Genomic DNA, 23385 nt, shown 5'->3' on the forward strand with positions numbered 1-23385 from the left:
GCGTGAATTCCAGCATCTTAAGCGAAGGAGATGAAGAGCCAATGGACCCTTTACGGCAAGATGAATTTGATTCCCAGGCTTGCGGGAGCATAGCGCCTAAGGCGAAGCCCTGTCCGAGGCCCAAGCCGGGCGAAGCTGCTGGAGGCTGCTCCTTCGACGGAGCCCAGATCACGCTGCTGCCGATTATGGATGCTGCACATCTGGTTCATGGACCGATTGCCTGCGCGGGAAACAGCTGGGAGAGCAGAGGCACGTTGTCCAGCGGCCCCTCCCTGTCCCAATACGGCTTCGCTACGGATCTTACGGATTCTGATATTATTTTTGGCGGCGAGAAGAAATTGAAGGACAGCATTGATTATATTGCCGGGCGCTTTGCGCCTCCGGCAATATTTGTATATTCAACCTGCGTGACCGCACTGACTGGCGAAGATATGGATGCGGTCTGCAAGGAGGCGGCGGACCGGATCGGGATTCCTGTGATCCCGGTGAACAGTCCCGGCTTCGTCGGGAGTAAGAATCTAGGGAACCGGCTGGCGGGGGATGCGCTGCTGCAGTATGTCATCGGGACGGGAGAACCGGAGCCGGAGACGGATCTAGGGGTGAATCTGATCGGGGAGTACAATATCGCCGGTGAGATGTGGGATATTGAGAAGCTGATGAACAGCGCCGGGATCGCTGTAACCTCGCGGATTACGGGGGATGCCCGCTATAAGGAGATTACATGGGCACACCGGGCGAGAGTGAATATGGTGGTCTGCAGCCGGGCGCTGCTGGGCCTTGCCAAGGAGATGGAGTCAAGATACAGCATCCCGTATTTCGAAGGCTCGTTCTATGGTGCGAAGGAGACGACCTATTCGCTGCGCCAGATGGCCTATCTGATGAATGACCGGGAGATGGAGCGGCGTGTGGACCGGCTCACCGAGCGGGAGGAGGCCCGCTTAAGCCAGGAGCTGCGGCCTTACCGCAAGCTGCTGAGGGGGAAGCGGGCCGTACTCTATACGGGCGGGGTCAAAAGCTGGTCCGTCATCTCGGCCCTGAAGGAGCTGGGCGTTCAGGTCGTCGGGGTAGGCACGAACAAAAGCACGGAGGAGGATGTGCGGCGGATTGCCGACCGTGTGGGCGATGATACAGAATACATTCCCGAGGGCGGGGCCAGCCGGATTATCAAGACGGTAAGAGAGCGCAAGGCGGATATTATGATTGCCGGCGGCCGCAATATGTATGTGGCGATGAAAGAGCAGATTCCCTTCATTGATATTAATCAGGAGCGCCACAAAGCGTATGCCGGATATGAAGGGCTGTTGCGGCTGGCCAAAGAGCTGACCTATTCGCTTGCGAACCCGATCTGGAAGCTGGCGGCAAGCCCTGCTCCCTGGGATAAGGAGGCGCCGCCCTATGACCGTTAACCGGAGAAAAAAGCCCGCCTCGGTCAACCCGATGAAGATCGGGCAGTCGCTGGGTGCCGTACTGGCCTTGCAGGGCTGCTACCGGGCCATGCCGCTGATTCACGGCTCCCAGGGCTGCTCCGCTTTTCCGAAGGCGCTCCTGACCCGTCATTTCCGGGAACCGATTGCTGTGCAGACCTCGGCGCTGCAGGAGATGGATGTCATCTTCGATGCCAACCGCAATCTGGAGGAGGCGCTGAATCTGGTGCTGAGCAAGCACCGCCCGGATATTATCGGCATCATTGGGACGGAATTGACCGATGTAGCCGGTGTGGATTATCAGAATATGCTTAAGTCGTATAAAAGAGAGCGGAATTTGCGCGGAGGTCTCGCCTTCTCGGTTGTGCTGCCTGATTTTCGCGGATCGCTGGAATCGGGCTTCAGCTCTACGGTGGAGGCCATGATTGACGAGATGATCCAGCAAGTAGGACACCGGGGGCAAAGAAGCGTGAATGCCCGGCAGATTACCCTGCTGCCCGGCTCGTTCTTAACCCCGGCCGATGTGATGGAACTGAAGGAGATCATCTCCTCCTTCGGCTTCGAGGTGATCGCGCTGCCGGATATCTCGACCTCCTTGTCCGGCCATCTGCTTACCGGCTTCTCGCCGCTGACGCGCGGCGGGGTTCCGCTGGACTCTATGCTCCAGAGCCTGCAGTCCGGGCTGACGATTGCCGTGGGCGGCAGCATGGAACGTCCGGCCAGACGGCTGCATAATGCCATAGGCACTCCGTATAAGGTATTCGAAGGGGCAATGGGGCTTAAGGCGACCGATGAACTACTGCATTTCCTGCATCAGATCAGCGGGGAGCCGGTGCCGCTGCGGTATTGCTGGCAGCGGGAGAATCTCCTGGACAGCATGCTGGACGCCCATTTTCAATTTGCCGGAATGTCGGTGGTTGCCGCATTGGAACCGGATCATCTGCATTCGGTCTCGGGGTGGCTGGAGGAGCTGGGCGTAGAGCAGAAGGCGCTGATCACTTCGTTCGAGACCCCGCTCATTGCCGGAATGGAGCGCGAGGTATGGGTGGGCGATTTGGATGATGCCGAGGTGCTGGGCAAGGGGGCGGATCTGTGGATCAGCAATTCCCACGGGATCGCCGGGGCGCAGCGGACGGGTGCCGCCTTCATGCCGGCCGGGTTCCCGGTCTGGAATGAGCTTGGGGCTTACATGTCCGTCTCCGTAGGGTACCGGGGAGCGATGGAATGGAGTAATAAGGCAGGGAATCTGTTCATGCAAAGGGAGGCAGGCAGCCGTGAAAGTAGCGTTCACCACAGATGATGGAAGCCGTGTGAATGCGCATTTCGGACAGAGTCCGATGTTCGCTGTATATAATGTAACGAAAGCAGGAGCCGAGCTGGTGGAGCTGCGCAGGCTGTCAGCTGTGCCGAACCAGGATGAAGCAGGCAAAATCGACAGCCGCCTGGATTCCGTAGGCGACTGTACCCTGATCTTCATCATGCAGATCGGAGCTTCGGCCGCTGCGCGGGTAACACGCCGGAAGATTATGCCGGTGAAGGTTCCGCCGGGCAGCCCTATCCAGGAGCAACTGAAGCGGCTGGTCGAAATGCTTCAGGGCAAGCCGCCGATGTGGCTGGCCAAGGTGCTGCGGGCAGAGGAAGCGGAAAAGAATGAAGGAGGGGATGCGGATGGAACCCATGGCTAATGAGAGTGCGGCGTGGCAGGGTACGGTAATTCCGGGAGCTTCGGCGCTGAGACAGCGCAGTCCCAGAGCGCGCAAGGAGCTGAATCCGGAGACCGCAGATGCCCTGATCCGGCGTCTGTGTAATCTGCTGGATGCTGGAGATTTCTTCGGACGCAGCAGCAGCCTTCCTCCGCTAGAGAAGATCGCGAAGCTGTTCCTGGCATCTGCCGGGGACAAGGATCAATCGGAATTCAATTGCGCGGTGTCGCCCAAGGTCCGCCAGCAGGTGCCGCTGCTGTTCCAGGCCATGGCGGGTGTCATGGAGGAGAGATGCGGCCTTATGATCCAGAGTACAGCGGAGATTAACGGCGAGGGCTTCGGACGGGGGCTGCTCTACAGCGGCAGAGTCATTGTGGTGCTTAAGAGCCTGCGGGCAGGCTTTCCCTTCCCGTTCACTTCGGCTGAGAAGACGATTTCGTACGGGGTGGAGTGTATTGAAGAAGGAATGGCTTGGCTGGAAAAATATAAGGAGCTGACTTCAGCGCATGGCCTGCTTAGCCTGGAGGGCTAGGGGAGGAAAGGAATATCTATATAAGAAACACTAAAAAAATAACAAAAAGCAAAAGAAGCGGAGGGGAAATTTGGAACTGTAGGAGCGGTAGCGACCGCCTTTGTCAACGGATTTCAACCGCGAACAGCGGGAAAATTCAAGAAATCTGTTGACAATAGCGGCCGGAAGTCCAAATGTTCACCGCAGTGACGATAAAGCTTCAAGTTTAAACCTTAAGTGCGTCTTATATAACTGGTAACAGGGGGAGTCAGGGATGGAGCAGCTTGCCGGAGGGTTGGAGCTGGAACGGTACACCCGGCAGCTGAAGCTGCTCGGGGAAGACGGGCAGAAGGCGTTGAAGGAAGCGACGGTTATGGTCGCCGGAATCGGCGGGCTTGGCGGAACGGCTGCCCTCTATTTGGCGGCGGCTGGAGTAGGCCGGCTTATTTTGGCCCATGAGGGGGTCATTGTAGCCCCTGACCTGAACCGGCAGATTCTAATGGACAGTGAGCATCTCGGCCAGGAGCGGATGAGTACGGCGATTGCCCGGCTGAAGCAGCTGAATCCGCAGGTAGAGATTGAAGGCTATAATTCCAGAATTGAATATCCTCAGGCACGCCCCTGGGTAGAAGCTGCCGATCTTGTGATCGATGCCCGGTACGACTTCCCTGAGCGGTATGCACTGAACCGGCTGTGTGTCGATACGAATACACCGATGGTGGAGGCAGCCATGTATGGCTTTGAAATATCGCTCACTACAGTGATTCCCGGGCTTACACCATGCCTCGAATGCCTGTATCCGGAACTGCCGCCGCAGTGGGAGCCGCTGGGGTTCCCGGTTCTGGGTGCCACCTCCGGGATTGCCGGTTGTCTGGCAGCGCTGGAGGCCGTAAAATGGATTACAGGGGTAGGGACAACTTACGCGGGCGTAATGCATCGCTTCAGCTCACTCGACTTCGTCTGTTATAGCGTCCGTATTGCCTGTAATCCGAATTGCGCTTGCTGCGGAGAGGGAGGTAAACCGTGAAACGTCTCAAGCTATGTGACACGACACTCAGGGATGGTGAACAGGCGGCTGGAGTTTCATTCACGAGGGCGGAAAAGCTGGAAATCGCAAAGTTGCTGTCGGAGAGCGGAGTAGAGCAGGCAGAGGTAGGCATTCCTGCCATGGGCAAGCGGGAGCAGGAGGATATTGCCGCTGTTGCTGAGCTGGGATTACCCATGAAGCTTATGACATGGAACCGCTCGGTCCCCGGGGATATTGACAAGGCCAAGGCAACCGGTGTGAACTGGAGCCATATCTCCATTCCGGTGTCGGAGATTCAGCTGCAGGGCAAGCTGGGGCTGACGCCCCGGGAAGGTCTGAACAAGCTGCTGCTTACCGTGGAATACGGGCTGCGGCAGGGCATGACCGTATCGGCAGGTATGGAGGATTCCTCCAGGGCGGAGTTGAGCTTCCTGATCGAAGTGGTGAATACCTTATACAAGGAGGGAATCCGCAGGTTCCGGTATGCAGATACCGTCTCGGCCCATCATCCGGGCCAGATGGCAGAGCGGGTAAGCCGGCTGCTGGGAGAAGTGCCTGAGGATGTGGAGCTGGAGGTACACTGCCACAATGACTTCGGGCTGGCCTGCGCGAACACACTCAGCGGCATAGCTGCCGGAGCGGTGTGGGCCAGTACGACGGTGGCCGGGATCGGCGAGAGGACCGGCAATGCGGCCATGGAGGAAGTTGCCATGGCCTGGCGCTATTTGTACGGCGGGGAATGCGAGGTCAGGCTGGAGGGGCTCCAGGTCCTCGCCGACAAAGTTCTCGCCGCGTCCGGCCGCAGTGTCGGCGATGCGAAGCCGGTCGTGGGACAGCTCGCCTTCACCCATGAATCCGGGATTCATGTGGACGGGCTGATGAAGGAGCAGGAGACGTATCAGTTTTTCGATCCGGCGGTGGTCGGCCGCGCGCACCGCTATGTGCTGGGTAAGCATTCCGGCAGCGGCGGCGTGGCGCATGTGCTGGAGCAGCTGGGACTTGCAGTCAGCGCCGAGACTGCCGGCCGTCTGCTGGAGAAGGTCCGGGCATACGCGGAGGCCCGTAAGGGCACTGTGCCGGAAGTCATGCTGCTGCAGTGGCTGATGGAAGAGCAGCAGCGCGCACAGAATGCGGTATAATATATTTTTAACTATACGGATGCATAAGCTGGGCTGTCCTCCATGTGGAGTGCGGCGCAGCTTTTTTTTGAAAATATATCCGGGTCTGGCAGGCCGGGGGTAGAATGGACTCCACTTTGGCGGAGGATTTTGTTACAATTTGAGCAGGTTATGAATAGGCAGAGCGTATGGAGAAGGGAAGGCATCACTTTGAAGAAAACGATTTTTTTCGATATTGACGGTACGATCTATGATGAAGAAAAGAATATTCCGGCTTCCACCAGAGAAGCGATAGCGGAGCTGAAGAGACGCGGGCACCATGTAGCGATTGCTACCGGAAGAGCGGATTATATGTTCGAGGGGCTGCGCGAGGAGCTGGGAATCGACTCGTATGTCTCGCTGAACGGGCAGTATGCAGTCTATGAAGGGAAGCCGGTGTACAAGAACCCGATTGCGACCGGCGTGCTGGAGGAGCTGACCTTGTTCGCGGAGAAGCTGGATCACCCTGTTGCGTATACGGATACGGCGGGCATGAGAGTGAATGTGGCCGATCATGAGTACATCAATACGAGCGTAGGTTCGCTGAAGCTGGTATTTCCGACGCATGACGCTGGATATTTCCTGAAGAATGACATCTACCAGGCGATGATCTTCTGTCCGCAGGAGAGTCAGCAGATCTATGCCGAGCGGTACCCGGAGCTGAATTTCATCCGCTGGCACCCGTTCTGTATGGATGTACTGCCCGGCAACGGCTCCAAAGCGAACGGGATCGCGGAGATGCTGAAGGTGATCGGGGTGGAGAAGGAAGAGGTCTATGCTTTTGGCGATGGCCTGAATGATGTGGAGATGCTGGGGTATGTCGGGTATGGCATTGCCATGGGCAACGGCGAGAAGGCAGCGAAGGCGGCGGCCTCCTTCATTACGAAGTCTGTCCGTGAGGACGGGATCTATGAAGGCTTGAAGATGGTCGGGCTGCTGTAGATAGGGGCTGATGCGGTGCGGTGAGCAAATGGCCGAGGCGGGAAAGCGACTTGAGAAGGTAGGAGGAAATTGGAGAGGGTAGGGAAACATAGCGGAGAAACTTCTGGAGAAACACTGACGAAACATTGGAGAAATATCTGGAGAAACACCCGTAGATACGAACGGAAAAGTAACCGGAGAAAGCAACAAACCGATGGCTGGGGCGTTATCTGGAGCAGGAACGCATCTTAAAGAGCATTCTATTGCAGTTTTATGCAATTGAATGCTCTTTTTGTTACCAGCTATGAAATTATGGGGGCAAAATCCCTCGATCCCGCCAGAGTGTGCTGGAAGGGGAAATAAAAGGGATAAATCGCTCTGACACTACTGGATGCAGGCTAAAGGAGGATATCAGGAGCATTAGTGCACCTGAATCGGTAGAAAGTGGGCGGCAGGCGGGAATGAGGAGCATTAGTGCACCTGAATCGGTAGAAAGTGGGCCGTAGGCGGGAATGAGGAGCAATAGTGCACCTGAATCGGTAGAAAGTGGGCGGCAGGCGAGAATGAGGAGCAATAGTGCCAATGTCATTAAGTTAAGATATAGAGCCAAAAACAAGAAAAAGGCAGGTTATCGAAAAGATAGCCTGCTCTTTTTTTGCACAAAAAAATCTTGACAATCCGTAGAAAACGTGTGGCGAAGCCCCTTGAAAAAACGAGGAGGTTACGCCAATGAATGCTTATGCAAATTCGCTGAAAGACAGACTGACATCTCTCATCCGTGAGATGGCGGCTGCCCCCGCGCCTTACGTCAGAAACCCGGGAAAGGATTTTACCCGAACGAAAAAACTACCCTTTGAAATGGTTATGCAAACCCTGATCTTTATGGGCGGCAACAGCCTCTATAAGGAACTGTTGGAATCGCAGGGCTATGACGTTAACACCGCAACTTCTTCTGCTTTTGTTCAGCAAAGAAATAAAATTTTGCCGTCTGCGGTCGAATCTTTGTTTCACACCTTTACCGCGTCCCATACGGAATTCAAGGATTATCGAGGCTATCGATTATTGGCCATTGACGGTTCCGATCTGCATATTGCAACAGATCCTGCGGACCCGTTGACCTATTCTCAAAGTCAGCCCCACTCGAAAGGCTTTAACCTTCTGCACTTGAACGCTGCTTATGACCTCTGTAACCGGCTTTACGTGGACGCCATCCTTCAACCTCGAAAGCTGCGCAACGAAGGAAGGGCGCTGTCCACGATGGTGGATCGGTCCCCTATTCAGGGGAACGTCATTGTGTTGGCGGATCGAGGATTGGAAAGCTACAATACGTTCGCGCATCTGGAACGGAAAGGATGGAAGTACGTCATACGGGTCAAGGATTTGCATTCGAATGGCATTCTTTCGGGCTTGCACTTGACCTTTGAAGGGGCGTTTGATCAGGAGATTCACCTGACGCTGACTAAAAAACGAACGAAAGCGTTCAGGGATCACCCCGAAATCTATAAAATTCTTCCGGCCACCTCTAGCTTTGATTTTCTGGACATGCAAAAGAACCTGTTTTACCCGATTTCCTTTCGGGTGGTTCGTTTCCTCCTGCCCAGTGGCGATTATGAAACCGTCATTACCAATCTACCGGCTGCTGAATTCTCACCGGATGAACTCCGGGAACTGTATCACCTGCGATGGGGGATTGAGACCTCTTTCCGGGCCTTAAAATACACCATCGGTCTGACCCATTTTCACGCAAAGAAGCAAGAGTCCATTACCCAAGAGATATTCGCAAGAATGATCCTCTACAATTTCGCTGAAATGATTACCTCGCACGTAGTCATTTCCCAAAAGGATAAACGGCACCTCTACCAAGTCAACTTCACGGTGGCCGTTCACGTCTGTAGACATTTCCTGCGCTCCAAGGGCGATGGACCCCCGCCTGATGTGGAAGCTTTGATTCGCAAAAATATTTTGCCGATTCGTCTCACCCGTCCTGGGCAAAGGAATACACGCAGAATACGTAGCAAATCCGCCATTAGCTTCGTCTACAGAGTAGCATAATTCGGTTCGCATGAACATTTTTTTAAGTGGATCTTCCATCCGCTTTGTTTGCTATGCGCTTTTTTCCTTCCTTACACCAAAAACAAACGGCATAGGACGTTTCCCCATACCGTTTTGGATTCTCTTTATTAATTCCAAACTTATCTTTGAACTTATCTTAATGACATTGGCAATAGTGCACCTGATTTCGCCGGATGCTACTCCAGAATCGTCATAATACAGCGATGAAGAGTGGCCGTAATAGCTACTTAATCACCATAACGGTGCCATAACCTACAGCTAGATTCAACCGTTTGGCTTATTTTGTTCTGAAAAGACAAGGATTTGTATGATTTGCATCCCCCGAAAGCACCTGAGCATTTACCTGAGCATTTAAAGGTGATTGGCTCCCGCTTTGTGGGGTTATTTTGCGTTCGGAGCCTGTTCTATTGCATTCTGTACAGCAGAATCCAACGGATAGCTGATTTGATGACTCTGCAACTGAAGTTTGACTCTGCACTGAAATCGGATGTATGTACTGCATCAGTAGGCTTATTTGGCCTGCTGATGCAGAGAGTCTGAGCGAGGATGCAATCAAGTGTGATCACCGGGGCAATGAAGGCGGTTTGTCCGGCAATAGTATATGTTTTTGGTGGACGGGTGGTGAGCGGGTATGAGAACAAATTTCGGCCTGAAGGGGTGAATTGAGCTTGTCCATCCTGTACAATTAACCACTTTTCCATAAAATAAATATTTGCCTACGGGATGAATGTCCATGCCCCCTCTGGGTAAACGGAGTAGGATACATAAAGTCTATAGGAGGTGTCAAATATGGGTCGTACGGAACGTAAGAAGAAAAAGCGGAGCTGCACAGAGGAGTTTGCCGGATGCCCTCTGCCAAGAGCGAAACGTCCCGCGACAAAACGGAAGGACAACAAATGCGGCTGCAAGAAAATTATCGTCAAGCAGCAAATTGTCCGCGTCAATATTCCATTAGGTGCGCTGGGGGCCGCGGGTGCGGCAGGAGCATTAAGCGCGGCAGGCGCTGTTGAAGCGCTGGGAGCTGCGGGAGCCGCAGGTGCAGCAGGTGCGCTCGGTGCAGCGGGAGCAGCCGGAGCGCTGGGCGAACAGGGAACCGCAGGGGCACTGGGGGCAATTGGCGCGGCCGGAGCACTTGGCGCCGCAGGTGCAGCCGGTGCCGCAGGTGCCCGTGGAGCCGCAGGTGCAGCCGGGCTGTTGGGCGCAGCCGGAGCAGTCGGGGGGCTGGGCGCAGCCGGTACCCAAGGTGCGCTCGGCGCTGCGGGAGCGGCCGGAGCATTAGGCGCGGCCGGAGCGCTGGGCGGGATCGGTCCGGCGGGCCCGGCGGGGCCAGCTGGAGCGGCAGGAGCCATCGGCCCGGCGGGGCCAGCTGGAGCGGCGGGAGCCACCGGCCCGGCGGGGCCAGCTGGAACGGCAGGAGCTACCGGCCCGGCGGGGCCAGCGGGAACGGCAGGAGCTACCGGCCCGGCGGGGCCAGCGGGAACGGCAGGAGCAGCGGGGGCCACAGGTGCTACGGGAGTAGCGGGGCCCGCTGGAGCAACGGGTGCAACAGGAGTTGCCGGTCCAGCCGGGGCAACGGGAGCGACGGGTGCCACAGGGGCAGCCGGTGGAATTGCCCAGTTCGGATACGTCTATAACCTCGGCGCGCTGGTAGTGCCGATTGAGGCAGATGTGTCTTTTGATACGAATGGGCTGCTTACCCCGGGAATTACACATGCCCCAGGGACAACTACAATTTCGGTAGCCAATGACGGAATCTATGAGGTTAATTTCTCGGTATCCGGTACGGAGCCCAGCCAGTTTGCCTTATTCGTGAATGGGGCGGAGGTTCCGGGAACGGTCTACGGATCGGGCGCAGGCACCCAGCAGAACACCGGGCAGGCGATCATCGCTTTATCGTCAGGCGATGTGCTGACGCTTCGGAATCACAGCTCGGCTGCCGCAGTCACTCTGCAGACGCTGGCTGGAGGAACACAAGCCAATGTCAATGCTTCGATTGTCATTAAGCAGCTGGCTTAGTACAGCATCAGTACCAAGAAGTGAATTCATTCACCATGAGCAATTTATGGGGTTCGGTTTAACGTATCACCGGTAATAAATCAGACGATTTAGATGTACGGAATGCAATTAGGCGTACCGTATGTAGCGTCATCGCTCGGCTTTCGACCAGAATATTTTCACTTATTGGGCCGGATACGTGCCGGCAGAAGGCGGGGTACCCGATCAGGTATCCGGCCTTTCTTTTTGCCGCAAAGGTCGATCAGGCATGTGAATTCGAAGGTTGGTTGAAGGCGGTTGTTCTGGTTAAAATATATTAATGTGTCTTATGCAACAGGAATCGAGAGAAGCGGAGGCGTCTGAATTGAACCCTAAATGGTGGAAAGAGAGTGTTGTCTACCAGATCTATCCGATCAGCTTCATGGATGCTAACGGTGATGGAATTGGAGATTTGCGCGGAATATTATCGAAGCTTGATTATTTGCAGGATCTCGGCGTGGATGTGATCTGGGTCTGTCCGATTTATAAATCCCCGAATCATGACAATGGCTATGATATCAGCGATTATTGCGACATTATGAAGGAATTCGGCACGATGGATGATTTTGACCTGCTGCTGCGCGAGATGCACTCCCGCGGAATGAAGCTGATGATGGACCTGGTGCTGAATCATACCTCGCATGAGCATCCGTGGTTCGTGGAATCCAGAAGTTCGAAGGATAATCCCAAGCGTGACTATTATATATGGCGAAAAGGTAAAAACGGCGGTCCGCCGAACAACTGGGAATCCTACTTCAGCGGTTCGGTCTGGGAGCTTGATCCCCGTACGGATGAATATTACCTGCATCTGTATTCCCGGTTCCAGCCCGATCTTAACTGGGAGAATCCTGCTGTGATCGACAAGCTGCATGAGATGGTGCAGTGGTGGCTGAAGAAGGGTGTAGATGGCTTCCGCTTCGATGCAATTGCCCATATCGTGAAGGCGGAAGGCTACCCGGATGCCCTGAATCCCGGCGGCACCCCCACTGTCCGCGCCTATGACATGTTCTCGAACCTGAATCATGTGCATACCCTGCTGCAGAATCTGCACGATCAGGTGCTCTATTACTACGACATCATGACGGTAGGGGAGACCTCGGGCCTCGGGCCGGAGCAGGCGCTGGATTATGTCGGTGACGGACGCCGCGAGCTGAATATGACCTTTCAGTTCGAGCATATGAATCTGGATGCCGCTTCGCCGGGCAGCGGGAAGTGGGATGTCGTGCCCTGGAAGCTGACGGACCTGAAGACCATCATCAGCGATTGGCAGACCGTGCTGCATAACCGGGGCTGGAACGCCAACTATCTGTGTAACCATGATCAGCCGCGCTCGGTATCGCGGTTCGGGGATGACCTGTACTACCGGGTACCGTCGGCCAAGATGCTCGCCACCTTCATTCATATGCTTGAAGGCACGCCGTACATTTATCAGGGTGAGGAGATCGGCATGACCAATGTAGCCTTCGAGTCGATCGATGATTACCGGGATGTGGAGACCTTGAACTATTATGAGGAAAAGCGCAACGCCGGTGTTCCCGAAGCCGACATCATGGCGGCAATTCATACCAAGAGCCGTGACAACGCCCGGACTCCGATGCAATGGGATGATGGCGAGGAAGGCGGGTTCACCACAGGTACGCCCTGGATCAGGGTTAACTCGAACTCCCGGGAGATCAATGCTGCCAGCAGCGTCAAGGACCCGGACTCTATTTTCAACTATTATAAGAAGCTGATTCAGCTCCGTAAAAAACATCAGGTCATCGTCTATGGTGAATACGGACTGCTGCTGAAGGAGCATCCCGAAATCTATGCCTATACCCGGACGCTGGAGGACGAGCGCCTGCTCGTGATCCTGAATTTCTTCGGGCATGAGCCGGTATTCGAGCTGCCGGAGGAATTTCAGCCGGCCGCGAAGCTGGAGCTGCTGATCTCCAATTATGAGCCTGCTCAGGAGGAGGATCTCCAGCAGTTGAAGCTCCGCCCTTATGAAGCGCGCGTGTATCTGCAGCGGATAGATAATGGTCCTGCTTAAGCGAATCCAAGCGATAATTGAGCATAGAACCGAACGAATGCAGAACCGAACCTATAGATGTGCAGCAGGCCTGGCGGGAACGCCGGGACTGCTGTTTGTTATGCGGAAGACTGAATACATATGCGCCGCGAGGTATTGCGAATTATTATGTTTTTTGTCCACACTGTGATCCGGTTCCTCTAATTATAAATAAAATATTATGTGTTGCAGGTCTGTGACTTCGCTGGGCTTCTATAGTAAAAGGCGGTACAATAGGCGTTATTAGAGACAGGGATAAGCCCGTGCGGTGAAGCGGGGTATGGAGGGAGCCAGGAGAGAGATGAGTGAGTGGTATGAGAAATGTTTTGGCGAGGACTATCTGATTGTATACAAACACAGGGATTTCAGCGGTGCGCGTCATGAGGTGGAGAGCCTGATCCAGTGGCTTGGCCTGCCCCGGGGCGCGAAGGTACTGGACCTCTGCTGCGGCATGGGCCGCCATTCGCTGGCTCTGTCGCAGGCTGGCTATGAAGTAACGGGCGTGGATCTGTCGGAGGTGCTGCTGCGTGAGGCGCGTGCGCAGGCGGGTGCCGAGCAGGTAACCTGGCTGCGCTCGGATATGCGTGAGCTTCCGCTTACGGGCGGCTTCGATGCTGTGGTCAATTTGTTCACTTCTTTTGGGTATTTTGAAGAGGATGAGGAGCAGATTAAGGTGCTTAAGGAGATCTGCCGGATGCTGAAGCCGGGTGGCCGGTTCCTCATTGATTTTCTGAACCCGGCTTACGTCATCCGCCATCTGGTGCCCCATTCGGTCCGGGAGGATGGAGATATCACGATTGATGAGACCCGCCGGATCGAGGAAGGGTATGTGAAAAAGGAGATCCTGCTGACCTCGAAGGCTGGGAGCGCTCCGGCCCGCAAGTGCCAGGAACGGGTGAAGCTCTACACGCTGGAGGATTTCCGCAGAATGCTTGACGCTGCCGGGCTGCGGCTGGATACCGTTCACGGCGGCTACGACGAAGAGGAATATGACGCTGAAGCCTCAGCCCGCATGATCTTCATGGGAGGTAGACCTTAGAGATGGCATCAGGGAGAGGGCTTAGAGGAGGCGAAGGAAGGTTGAACAAGGAGATCATTCAAGCTTGGGACGAAGGAGTTCTTCAAGTATCTGTACCAATGGGGCTGCCGCTGCGCCAGGTTAACAGCTATCTTCTGCCGGACAAGGACGGCAGGGTTACGGTTATTGATCCGGGCCCGCATACACCGGCTGCCGAGCTTGCCTGGCAGGGGGTACTCGAGGCGCTGAGCCTTACCTGGACGCAGGTGCGGGATATCGTGGTGACCCATCATCATCCCGACCATTACGGGCTGGCAGGCTGGATGCAGTCCCGCAGCGGAGCGCGGGTGTGGATGAGTGAGCGGGCGCATGCCGAGGCTGCTCTGGCCTGGGGGGACGAGGCGATTCTGAATGAGGCGCTGCCGCTCTTTTTCCGGCGGCATGGCATGCCGGAGGAGTGGCTTCTGGGTATCCGGGAGCATCTGGATAGCTTCCTGCCCGAGGTGACCCCGCAGCCGGAGGTCACCTATATCCATGCCGCGGAGCCGTTTGTGATGGGCAGCCGGAAATGGCAGCCCATTATCACAGGCGGGCATGCGCCGGGGCATGTGTCGTTCTACCACGGCGGCAGCGGGCAGATCCTCTGCGGCGATGCTGTGCTGCCGCAGATCTCGCCCAATGTCGGCCTGCAGCCAGGCAGCGATCCGCAGCCGCTGCTGACGTTCCTGGAGGGGCTGCGGGAGCTGCGCAGCCTGCGGGTAACGCTGGCGTTCCCGGGCCACCGGGAACCGTTCCCGGGGTTCACGGCGCGGGCGGACAGCCTGCTCCGGCATCATGAGGAGCGGCTGGATGCTACAGCCGCGCTGCTCACAGGCGGACCGCAGAGCGGGTTCGCGGTCTGCGAGGGGTTGTTCCGCAGCCGGGTCGCGACAGCGCACCAGATGCGGTTCGCCATGAGCGAGGCGCTGGCCCATCTGGCCGAGCTGGTGCGCCGGGGGCGGGCGGCCGAGACGGAGGCCGGGCCAGGCGGCGACCTGCTTTTCACGGCTGTGGAGTAGGCCGGCGCGAGGAAACGGTGCCGACTGCTGGCAGCAGATTACAAGATACTGTAATTTGCTGCCGCCAACCCGCAGCTCATGACATGTAGCAGCTCATCATACATAGCTCATCACACGTGACTCATAACATAACATGCAACTCACGACACGTAGCCCATAACACGCCCTCACAGCTCACGACACGTAGTCCCCATAACACGCCCTCACAGCTCACGACACGTAGTCCCCATAACACGCCCACACAGCTCACGACACGTAGTCCATAACACGCCCACACAGCTCACGACAGGTAGCTCCCCATAACACGCCCACACAGCTCACGACAGGTAGCTCCCATAACACGCCCACACAGCTCAAAACACGTAGCCCATAACTCGCTGTAATGCCCCACTGCACACAACCCGCTGACCGAAAACCGCTCATTAGCCTGTTGCTACCCTCACACTATTCTGGAAACCTCGACTACTGGAATGCCTGAAAAAAATGGCAAAATCGTTGGTGAAACTTGCAGCCTGTAATCAACACTACCTCCAGCCCGGCTGCAGGCGGGTGATGTGTGATAATCAAAGGGATAAATCCCATTGATTCGGCTAGAAGTGGCGGATGGTCCGAAATGAGAGGGATAAATCCCATTAATTTGGCTGAAAGTGGCGAATGATCCGAAATGAAAGGGATAAATCCTATTAATTCAGCTGAAAGTGGTTGAGGTGCGGATATGAGAGGGATAAATCCCATTGAGCAGTCTGAATGAAGAGCACAAGTGCCCCTGAATTCGCCGAAAACGGGCGGGGAGCGTGAATGAAGCACAAGTGCCCCTGAATTCTGCACATCTGTTGATTTTTTGACAACTGTTAAATATAATGAACCCAACTAAGAGCTCAGGGGAAGGAGATGTAAGAGGGATGGCGGTGGACAGGCGTATTGGGAAGACGCGGGATGCTATTTTTAAGGCGTTTCTTAGTCTGATGGAAGAGAAGAGCTTTGAGCAGATTACGGTACATGAGATTGCGGAGCGGGCTAATGTCAGCAGAGGGACTATCTATCTGCATTTTGTGGACAAATATGATCTGCTGGATCAGTGTGTGGAGAAGGAAATGACGGAGCTGCGCGACCGCTGTATGGGCGTCCAGGAGAATCTGGATTTCACCTCTTCCGGTCCTCTGCTGCGTACGGCTGAATATGTGGAGCAGCATGCTGCCGTCTTCATTACACTAATTAATAACAGCGGGATTCCTGCCTTCAGAAGCCGTCTGCATGCAATGCTGATGGAGGGACTGGCGGAGCAGATCGATATGGATGGGGTAAACCGGGGGATGAACAAGGAGATGCTGCTGCATTTTATGGCTTCGGCTGCTGTGGGCGTAATGGAATGGTGGATTACACACTCGCTACCGATTTCGGCCAAAAGGCTGATGGAGGATATCAGTATCCTCCTCGAACGCAATCAGATGGGACCGCAGCCGCTGGACGCTCTGCCCTAGACAATGAGCTGCCGGTGTCGTCCAGTGGCCTGCGGTTATCCCATTCCTAGGAATCCGGCTGGATCACCTTCATCTTGGACGGGTTGTTGATTTTGTATTTGACCGGGTGCTGGGAGAGCTTCTTAGCCACAATCTTCGCTTCAAAAGAAACAGGGTCGCCCTCCTTCAGCTCCAGCTTTTTCAGCGTGGCACTATGGCTTGACCAGACTTCGTCAATGGCCAGCTCATGCCCTTCTATCGCTACATTGTCATAGATAATCACTTCATCATCGTTATCCGAAAAGTGGTTGGGAACGGTCGTGAATTCCTTGACAACCGCTGTAACCTTGAGCTTGTCTTCCGGCAGCTGCAGGGCGGGCTTCTTTTTGGAGGCGGCTGGCTTGCGCGGCTTCTCTTCAAGAGCTGCTGTCTCCGCAGCAGTCACGCCTTCAGCAGCACTCCCGCTCTCTGAACGCTCCACAGCACCAGCACTCCCCGCACCCTCCTCAACCGGGTGGTTCTCCAGCAGCTCCTCAGCTGCGGCCTCTCCTGCAGCTTCTGCCGGGTCCTCGGACCGTGCATCCGCCGCTGCTTGCGCGCGCTGGCCGAAGCTGGCGGTCTGCATTTCTTTGAGGTACGCCGGGTGGATACAATGCTGCTGCTTATTCTCGAACTGGACCACCACCGTCTGATTATCCACGAACCCTATAATTTCACAAGGCAGGGTCAGGCCCTGCCGTTTGTACAGATAAGTCTTGACCCGGGTGGCTGAACCGGGCAGAAGATTCCATTCCTTACACCGCTCAATCCGCTCATCCTCACTCTCGAAATCCTGGACGGCCAGCGGCTCCACTACGAACGAATAGGTCATGCATATTTCGCACCTTTCCTTTTATAAATAGCAGCTCTCGTCTTATTCTGGCAACGTCTCCTCCAGCCGGCTGCGCCGTGCAGCCTCTTCCGCGTCCTCCGGGGCATGGGGCAGGCCCAGCTCCTGCTCGCGTTCCGCCTGCTTGCGGTGGGCAATCCGGCTGCTGGCCGCTGCGGCTACAGCACCTACGATATCATCCAGATAGGTATGGATCTGGCCGGTGGTTTTGTCATTCAGTCTCTCCAGTACGCCGGGCTTGAGCTTGTCCACGTAACCATAGTTGGTGAACCCGATACTGCCATATACATTAACAATCGAGAAGGCGAGAATCTCGTCTACCCCGTACAATCCTTCATCGTTCTCAATCATATCCTGCAGCGGCGAGAACAGCTTGCCCTCCTCCGCCAGCACATCGAGCTGGATGCCGGTCAGAACCGCATTTTGCACCTCACGCTTGCTGAGAACCATCTCAACGTTATGAATACATTCCTCCATAGTCAGGCCCGGATAGTATTTCTTTTGCAGCAGCATGACAAGCTCGGCAATCTCCTCCAGGGTTACCCCGCGCTTGTGCAGCCAGTGCCGGGTCGCTTCGGCAACGGCTTTGCTGTTGAGGCTGTAAGGAATTTTGGCATCAGTCATAGGAAGTCCTCCATTCGTGAGTCGGGTGTGATGTGGGTATGTACTAAATTGTACGCAAGCGGCAGACCGATGTCCAGAAACGTCCGGAATAGAACTTCTGTAATTTAGGATAAGCTGTTGTTATTTTTTGGACACAGGGCTCGTATACATAGCAGTACAAACTGATCTTAACGCTAGAAAGGGGTAATGAAGATTGATGAAACCAGTGAAACACCTCCGCGGGGCGTCTGCGGCTTGCCTGCTGGCCGTTCCGCTTGTGCTCTCCGGCTGCAGTCTGTTCGGTTCAGAATCCGCCGCTGTGGATCCGCCTCCCGCCGCCGTAGAAGCGCAAATGCTGCAAGTGAGCGGGGAAGATACGCTGGATACCGGTGTATTCGGACCAGCCTCCATGGATGAGACTGATCTGTCTGCCGGGGTGAAGGATACCGGTGCGCCTGCTGTAGCCGGGGAGCGGACTACTGTGTATCTGGAGGATCAGAACGGTCTGCTGGCTCCGGTGGCTCTGTCTTTTCCGAAAAGCGAGGATACGGTCATGCTGAAGAATTCCCTCACGGCACTGGTCAGCAAGGGGGATTACGCCTCTGCTCTGCCTAAGGGCTTCCAGGGCGTACTGCCCGCAGGAACGAAGGTGAACCAGGTGTCGGTCGGTCAGGATCATGTAGCAATTGTTGAATTCAACTCGGCATTTAACGACTACGATCCATCAGATGAACGCAAAATCCTTGAAGCGCTGACCTGGACACTGACCGGGCAGGATGACATCAAGGGAGTACAGCTCTGGGTCGATGGCAAAAAGCTGACTGAAATGCCGCTGCAGGGTACACCGCTGGATCGCCCGCTGTCCCGTACAATGGGCATTAACCTGCCGAAGCATAACGCATTGATGATGAATTCCAGCGCGGTTACGGTCTATTTCGCTGCAGCTTCACCGGATAGCGGCCATCAGTATTATGTTCCGGTTACCCGTTTTGTACCCGCTGGCGGGGATACGGTGAAGGCAGCTCTGAGCGAGCTGATTGCCGGACCGCAGTCCGAGAACGGCCTGGAGATGGTCATGACGCAGGGAACGGTAGTTGATTCTGTAAAAGCAGGGCAGAACGGGGTAGTCACCGTATCGCTGACCGATGATATGTTCAAAGGCAGCACAAGCATTCCCGAGGAGATGCTGGAGTCGGTTGTGCTGACGGTGGCCCAGAATACAGATGATTCGCTGGTACAGATCCGCCTGAACGGCAAGGATACGGTTACGGGCACCAATAACGTCGATTACGGCCAGCCGGTCTCCGCGCCGGAATATGTGAACGAGCTGCCGCTCTAGAGCGAATCCCCTGGCTTAAAAAGATGCTTTTGTGCCTACTCTTTGATAGAATAAAGTATTATTCATCCGAATAACGGGTCAGGAGCAGCGGTGCCGTTCTCTTCCATAGGGGACGGCACCCGTTTCTGCGTATAAGATACGGATGGATGTATACACAAACTTTGCGCTATACGATGTAGGAGGCAGAAAAGATGAGATCAAACGGACGCAACGAAGACCAGCTCCGGCCAATAACGATAACGACCCAGACCAACAAATATGCAGAAGGCTCCGTCATCATTGAGATGGGAGATACCAAGGTCATCTGTACGGCAACCGTGGACGAGAAGGTCCCGCCGTTTCTGAAAGGACAAGGCAAGGGCTGGGTAACCGCCGAATATTCGATGCTTCCCCGTGCGACCCAGACCCGCAACCAGCGTGAAGCGGCACGCGGCAAGCTGACCGGGCGGACCATGGAAATCCAGCGTCTGATCGGACGGGCCCTGCGTTCGGTGGTGAATCTGCAGGCGCTCGGCGAACGCAGTATTACGCTGGACTGTGATGTGATTCAGGCGGACGGGGGAACGCGGACGGCTTCGATCACGGGTGCTTTTGTAGCGATGGCCTTCGCCATGAACAAGCTTGCCCTCCAGAATAAGCTGACGGTCTTCCCGATTACGGACTACCTGGCAGCTATCAGTGTGGGTGTCGTTGGCGACAAGACGCTGCTCGACCTGAATTATGAAGAGGATTCCAAGGCGAAGGTGGATATGAACGTGGTCATGACAGGCAGCGGCGCTTTCGTTGAGGTTCAGGGCACGGGCGAAGAGCGGCCGTTCACCCGCCAGGAGCTGGACCAGCTGCTGGGTCTCGGAGAGAAGGGGATCTACGAGCTGATCGCTGTGCAAAAAGAAGTCCTTGGCGCCATCGCGCTCAAAATCCCTGCCGGCCAGACCGGTCAAGAGGTGTAGGATGAAGTCCGGCAGCGGAATTCTGATTGTCGCGACGAAGAACAAAGGCAAGGTTCGGGAGTTCCAGCATGCCTTTGCTCCCTTGGGACTTACGGTCAAAAGCATGTATGACTACCCGGATCTGCCGGATGTGGTCGAGGACGGGGCCACTTTTGCCGAGAATGCCTTCAAGAAATCCCGCGCTGTAGGGGACGTTCTTGGACTGCCGGTGCTGGCAGACGATTCCGGTCTCTGCGTAGAGGCGCTGGACGGAAGCCCCGGCGTGTACTCGGCCCGTTATGCCGGTGAGGCGGCGGATGATGAGGCGAATAATCTGAAGCTGATGAGCGAGCTGGAGCGGCTGAAGCAGGGTGAGGATACCGGACAGCCGCTGCTGAGCCCCGCCCGGTTCGTCTGTGCCCTGTCGCTCTATGATCCGGCGGAAGGCCGGGAATGGACGGCTGAGGGCACGGTTGAAGGCTGGATTACCTCAGAGCCGGCGGGTGCCGGCGGTTTCGGTTATGACCCGCTGTTCTATCTCCCGGAATACGAGAAGACGATGGCTGAGCTGACGCTTGAGGAGAAGCAGGCGGTCAGCCACCGCGGGACGGCGCTGCGGCGTCTGACCGAGAAGCTTGCTGCCGCGCAGAGCGGCGGTCAATAGAAGATTTGGTACCTATGAAGCAGCCCCGTAAGCAGAATATGCTTGGGGCTGCTTCTGTTTTTTTAGATAATAATCCCCCCTGATTATGGAAATTTATCCCTAGCATATCCTCCGGCTTTGTATGAGAATAAGAGTTGACTTCACCCCTTCGCAGATCCTGCATCCTTCCGCCAATCGCCGCAATCCATCCACCCTGCCCTGTACCAAACAACAATGCTACCGCAGCGGAGCGAGTGATCCGTATGCTGCTGAACTGTGCTTTTTTGAGCTGTATATTGCTAGTCTACCAGCCACACTGCAAGGAATTTAATAGTTTCACAGGGTGAAGGTCAAGGTCAATCGGGTCCGGGAGGTGAACGTTGAGCTTTCTCATTCGCGGCAAGGGAAGAACGGTCACTTAATATCCTTGATGGCAGAGGCGCATGTATGTCCATGAAGCAGGCTTACAGGTTACGCATTGAAACGGGGAGGTAATCACGAAATGGCCTTTATCAAAAGCAAATCCTTTGTGCTTGGCTTGGCGGCAGTCCTTTTCCTTACTCTTTTTTCGGCTTTTGGTGCAAATAGCAGAACTGTTCATGCAGCCGGTAACTACAAGATTGTCGGCTACTATGCTTCATGGGCCGCCTACGGGCGGGCTTATAATGTCACCGATATCGATCCCGGCAAAATGAATGTCATCAACTATGCCTTTGCCGACATCTGCTGGAACGGCATACACGGCAATCCCGACCCGACCGGGCCGAATCCGGTCACCTGGTCCTGCCAGAACGAGCAGGGACAGGCGATCAGCGTCCCCAACGGTACAGTAGTGCTGGGCGATCCCTGGATCGATGCCCAGAAAAGCTTCGGCGATGACAAATGGGATGACCCGATCAAGGGGAATCTGAAGCAGCTCTGGAAGCTGAAGGAGAAGAATCCGAACCTGAAGACAATGATCTCTGTCGGAGGCTGGACCTGGTCCAACCGCTTCTCGGATGTGGCAGCCACGGCGGCAACCCGTGAGGTGTTCGCGAACTCCTCCGTGGATTTCATCCGCAAATACAAGATGGACGGCGTCGATCTGGACTGGGAATACCCGGTCAGCGGCGGACTTGCGGGCAACAGCTATCGCCCCGAGGATAAGCAGAACTACATCCTGCTGCTCCAGAAGATCCGGGAGAAGCTGAATGCCGCCGGAGCTGCCGACGGCAAAACGTATCTCCTGACCATTGCCTCCGGTGCAGGACCAACGTACATTCAGAACAACAATCTCAGCGGAATCGCCTCCGTGGTGGACTGGATCAACATTATGACCTATGACTTCAACGGCAGCTGGAACCCTACTACCGGCCACAATGCGCCGCTGTATTATGACCCGGCAGCCGCTTCGTCAGGATTGACCGAGCCGGCGAACTATAATATCGATAAGGCAGTGACCAGCTATCTGAGTGCAGGCGTACCGGCGAATAAGCTGGTGCTCGGCATGCCGTTCTACGGCCGGGGCTGGGGCGGGGCTCCTGCTGCGGGGAACGGGCAATATCAGGTATCCGCCGGGATCTCTTCCACCGGAACCTGGGAGAAGGGCAACTACGATTTCAGTGACCTTGAGGCCAATTACATCAATAAGAACGGCTACACCCGCTACTGGAACAACACCTCCAAGGTCCCTTATCTCTACAACTCGTCCAACCAGACCTTCATCAGCTATGATGATGCTGAATCCATCGGCTACAAAGCCAGTTACCTGAAATCCAAGGGCCTGGCCGGTGCGATGTTCTGGGAGACCAGCGGAGACCGCAACAAGACGCTGCAGACCAAGCTCAGCGCAGAGCTGGGTGGCGGAGTGGTGACACCAACGGCTACGCCGGTGCCGACCGCGACCGTGACGCCGACGGCCACGGTGAAGCCATCGGCTACGCCAACGGCAACCGTGACGCCAACGGCCACGGTGAAGCCATCGGCCACGCCGACCGCGACCGTGACGCCAACGGCTACGCCGGGGCAATGCTCTACGGCAGCCTGGAGTTCCACCGCTGTCTACACACAGGGCCAGCAAGTCTCCTATGGCGGGCTGCTGTACCAAGCCCAGTGGTGGACACAAGGAGAACGGCCGGACCTCAGCGGTACCTCCGGGGTATGGCGGGTGACCGGAACCTGCGGTAACGCTACTCCGCAGCCGACAGCTACGCCACTCCCGACAGTAAGCCCTTCGGCTACGCCGACAGTAGCGCCAACGTCTACGCCTGTAGTGACGCCAGTCCCTTCGGCTACCCCAGGCGCTACTGCCTGGAAAGCGGGCACCGCTTATAGTGTCGGCAGTACCGTAACGTACAGCGGCCAATCCTACACCTGCTTGCAGGCGCATACCTCACTTGCCGGCTGGGAACCGAATGTCACTCCTGCGCTCTGGAAGCTGAACTAAAGGCGGAGCGGGCAGCGCGGAAATCCAGCCATAAGGCATGAATATGCCTAAGTATAGAAGAAGGAACGGTGCCGGCTTTAAGCTGGCACCGTTTTTGTGTTTTTCTGAACAGGTTGTGCTG

The 23385-nt window shown here is 55.7% G+C and carries 19 protein-coding genes; 17 read left to right on the forward strand and 2 right to left on the reverse strand.

Translation table 11 applies throughout. The features are described 5' to 3' along the window. Positions 1–41 precede the first annotated feature (41 nt). The 13 genes from nifE to MKY96_RS02865 all read left to right on the forward strand — a co-directional run bounded on the left by nifE (position 42) and on the right by MKY96_RS02865 (position 16457). Positions 42–1406 carry a nitrogenase iron-molybdenum cofactor biosynthesis protein NifE gene (gene nifE / locus MKY96_RS02805; RefSeq protein WP_340938479.1) on the forward strand — a complete coding sequence of 455 codons (1365 nt, stop codon included), beginning with the start codon at positions 42–44 and terminating at the stop codon, positions 1404–1406. Then, positions 1396–2724, forward strand: coding sequence for a nitrogenase iron-molybdenum cofactor biosynthesis protein NifN (gene nifN / locus MKY96_RS02810; RefSeq protein ID WP_340938481.1), 1329 nt, complete (start codon positions 1396–1398; stop codon positions 2722–2724). Before nifE ends, nifN begins: the two co-directional genes overlap by 11 nt. Next, positions 2699–3109 carry a nitrogen fixation protein NifX gene (nifX, locus tag MKY96_RS02815; protein WP_340938484.1) on the forward strand — a complete coding sequence of 137 codons (411 nt, stop codon included), beginning with the start codon at positions 2699–2701 and terminating at the stop codon, positions 3107–3109. The genes nifN and nifX overlap by 26 nt, the downstream gene beginning before the upstream one ends. Then, positions 3093–3659, forward strand: a complete 567-nt coding sequence (locus MKY96_RS02820) for a DUF269 domain-containing protein (RefSeq protein WP_340938486.1) — start codon at positions 3093–3095, stop codon at positions 3657–3659. The genes nifX and MKY96_RS02820 overlap by 17 nt, the downstream gene beginning before the upstream one ends. A 253-nt stretch (positions 3660–3912) precedes the next feature. Then, the gene (locus MKY96_RS02825) at positions 3913–4665 is read left to right on the forward strand and encodes a HesA/MoeB/ThiF family protein (protein ID WP_340938487.1); all 753 of its coding nucleotides are present in this window, start codon (positions 3913–3915) and stop codon (positions 4663–4665) included. Then, a complete protein-coding gene (locus MKY96_RS02830) occupies positions 4662–5804 on the forward strand; it encodes a homocitrate synthase/isopropylmalate synthase family protein (protein ID WP_340938489.1) in 1143 nt (380 codons plus the stop codon). The genes MKY96_RS02825 and MKY96_RS02830 overlap by 4 nt, the downstream gene beginning before the upstream one ends. A 150-nt stretch (positions 5805–5954) precedes the next feature. Further along, positions 5955–6764 (forward strand): Cof-type HAD-IIB family hydrolase, encoded by an 810-nt coding sequence (locus tag MKY96_RS02835; RefSeq protein WP_340938491.1) that lies wholly within the window; start codon positions 5955–5957, stop codon positions 6762–6764. 708 nt (positions 6765–7472) lie between these two features. Further along, positions 7473–8795, forward strand: a complete 1323-nt coding sequence (locus tag MKY96_RS02840) for an IS4 family transposase (protein ID WP_076086935.1) — start codon at positions 7473–7475, stop codon at positions 8793–8795. Positions 8796–9605: 810 nt separating this feature from the next. Further along, positions 9606–10832, forward strand: coding sequence for a BclA C-terminal domain-containing protein (locus tag MKY96_RS02845; protein WP_340938493.1), 1227 nt, complete (start codon positions 9606–9608; stop codon positions 10830–10832). A gap of 343 nt (positions 10833–11175) precedes the next feature. After that, positions 11176–12882, forward strand: a complete 1707-nt coding sequence (locus MKY96_RS02850) for a glycoside hydrolase family 13 protein (protein ID WP_340938495.1) — start codon at positions 11176–11178, stop codon at positions 12880–12882. A 319-nt stretch (positions 12883–13201) separates the two neighbouring features. Continuing rightward, entirely contained in the window at positions 13202–13939 is a 738-nt protein-coding gene (locus tag MKY96_RS02855) for a class I SAM-dependent methyltransferase (protein WP_340938497.1), read from the forward strand. 41 nt (positions 13940–13980) lie between these two features. After that, positions 13981–14976, forward strand: coding sequence for an MBL fold metallo-hydrolase (locus MKY96_RS02860; RefSeq protein ID WP_340938498.1), 996 nt, complete (start codon positions 13981–13983; stop codon positions 14974–14976). Positions 14977–15884: 908 nt separating this feature from the next. After that, positions 15885–16457, forward strand: a complete 573-nt coding sequence (locus MKY96_RS02865; RefSeq protein WP_340938499.1) for a TetR/AcrR family transcriptional regulator — start codon at positions 15885–15887, stop codon at positions 16455–16457. Between the two features lie 46 nt (positions 16458–16503). Here MKY96_RS02865 and MKY96_RS02870 read toward each other — a convergent pair whose 3' ends face one another. Further along, positions 16504–17307: a hypothetical protein gene (locus MKY96_RS02870; RefSeq protein WP_340938501.1), complete on the reverse strand. Its 804-nt coding sequence runs from the start codon at positions 17305–17307 to the stop codon at positions 16504–16506. A 42-nt stretch (positions 17308–17349) separates the two neighbouring features. Continuing rightward, a complete protein-coding gene (locus MKY96_RS02875; RefSeq protein ID WP_340938504.1) occupies positions 17350–17949 on the reverse strand; it encodes a phosphatidylglycerophosphatase A family protein in 600 nt (199 codons plus the stop codon). 196 nt (positions 17950–18145) lie between these two features. Here MKY96_RS02875 and MKY96_RS02880 point away from each other — a divergent pair, with 196 nt between their 5' ends. The 4 genes from MKY96_RS02880 to MKY96_RS02895 all read left to right on the forward strand — a co-directional run bounded on the left by MKY96_RS02880 (position 18146) and on the right by MKY96_RS02895 (position 23264). After that, positions 18146–19267, forward strand: coding sequence for a GerMN domain-containing protein (locus MKY96_RS02880; protein ID WP_340938505.1), 1122 nt, complete (start codon positions 18146–18148; stop codon positions 19265–19267). Positions 19268–19458: 191 nt separating this feature from the next. Next, the gene (gene rph, locus MKY96_RS02885) at positions 19459–20217 is read left to right on the forward strand and encodes a ribonuclease PH (protein ID WP_340938506.1); all 759 of its coding nucleotides are present in this window, start codon (positions 19459–19461) and stop codon (positions 20215–20217) included. 1 nt (position 20218) lies between these two features. After that, positions 20219–20860: an XTP/dITP diphosphatase gene (locus MKY96_RS02890; RefSeq protein WP_340938508.1), complete on the forward strand. Its 642-nt coding sequence runs from the start codon at positions 20219–20221 to the stop codon at positions 20858–20860. Positions 20861–21341: 481 nt separating this feature from the next. Then, a complete protein-coding gene (locus MKY96_RS02895) occupies positions 21342–23264 on the forward strand; it encodes a glycosyl hydrolase family 18 protein (protein WP_340938510.1) in 1923 nt (640 codons plus the stop codon). The last annotated feature ends 121 nt before the right edge of the window (positions 23265–23385 follow it).

This window comes from Paenibacillus sp. FSL R7-0302 (assembly GCF_038006885.1).
GTDB lineage: Bacteria > Bacillota > Bacilli > Paenibacillales > Paenibacillaceae > Paenibacillus_AQ.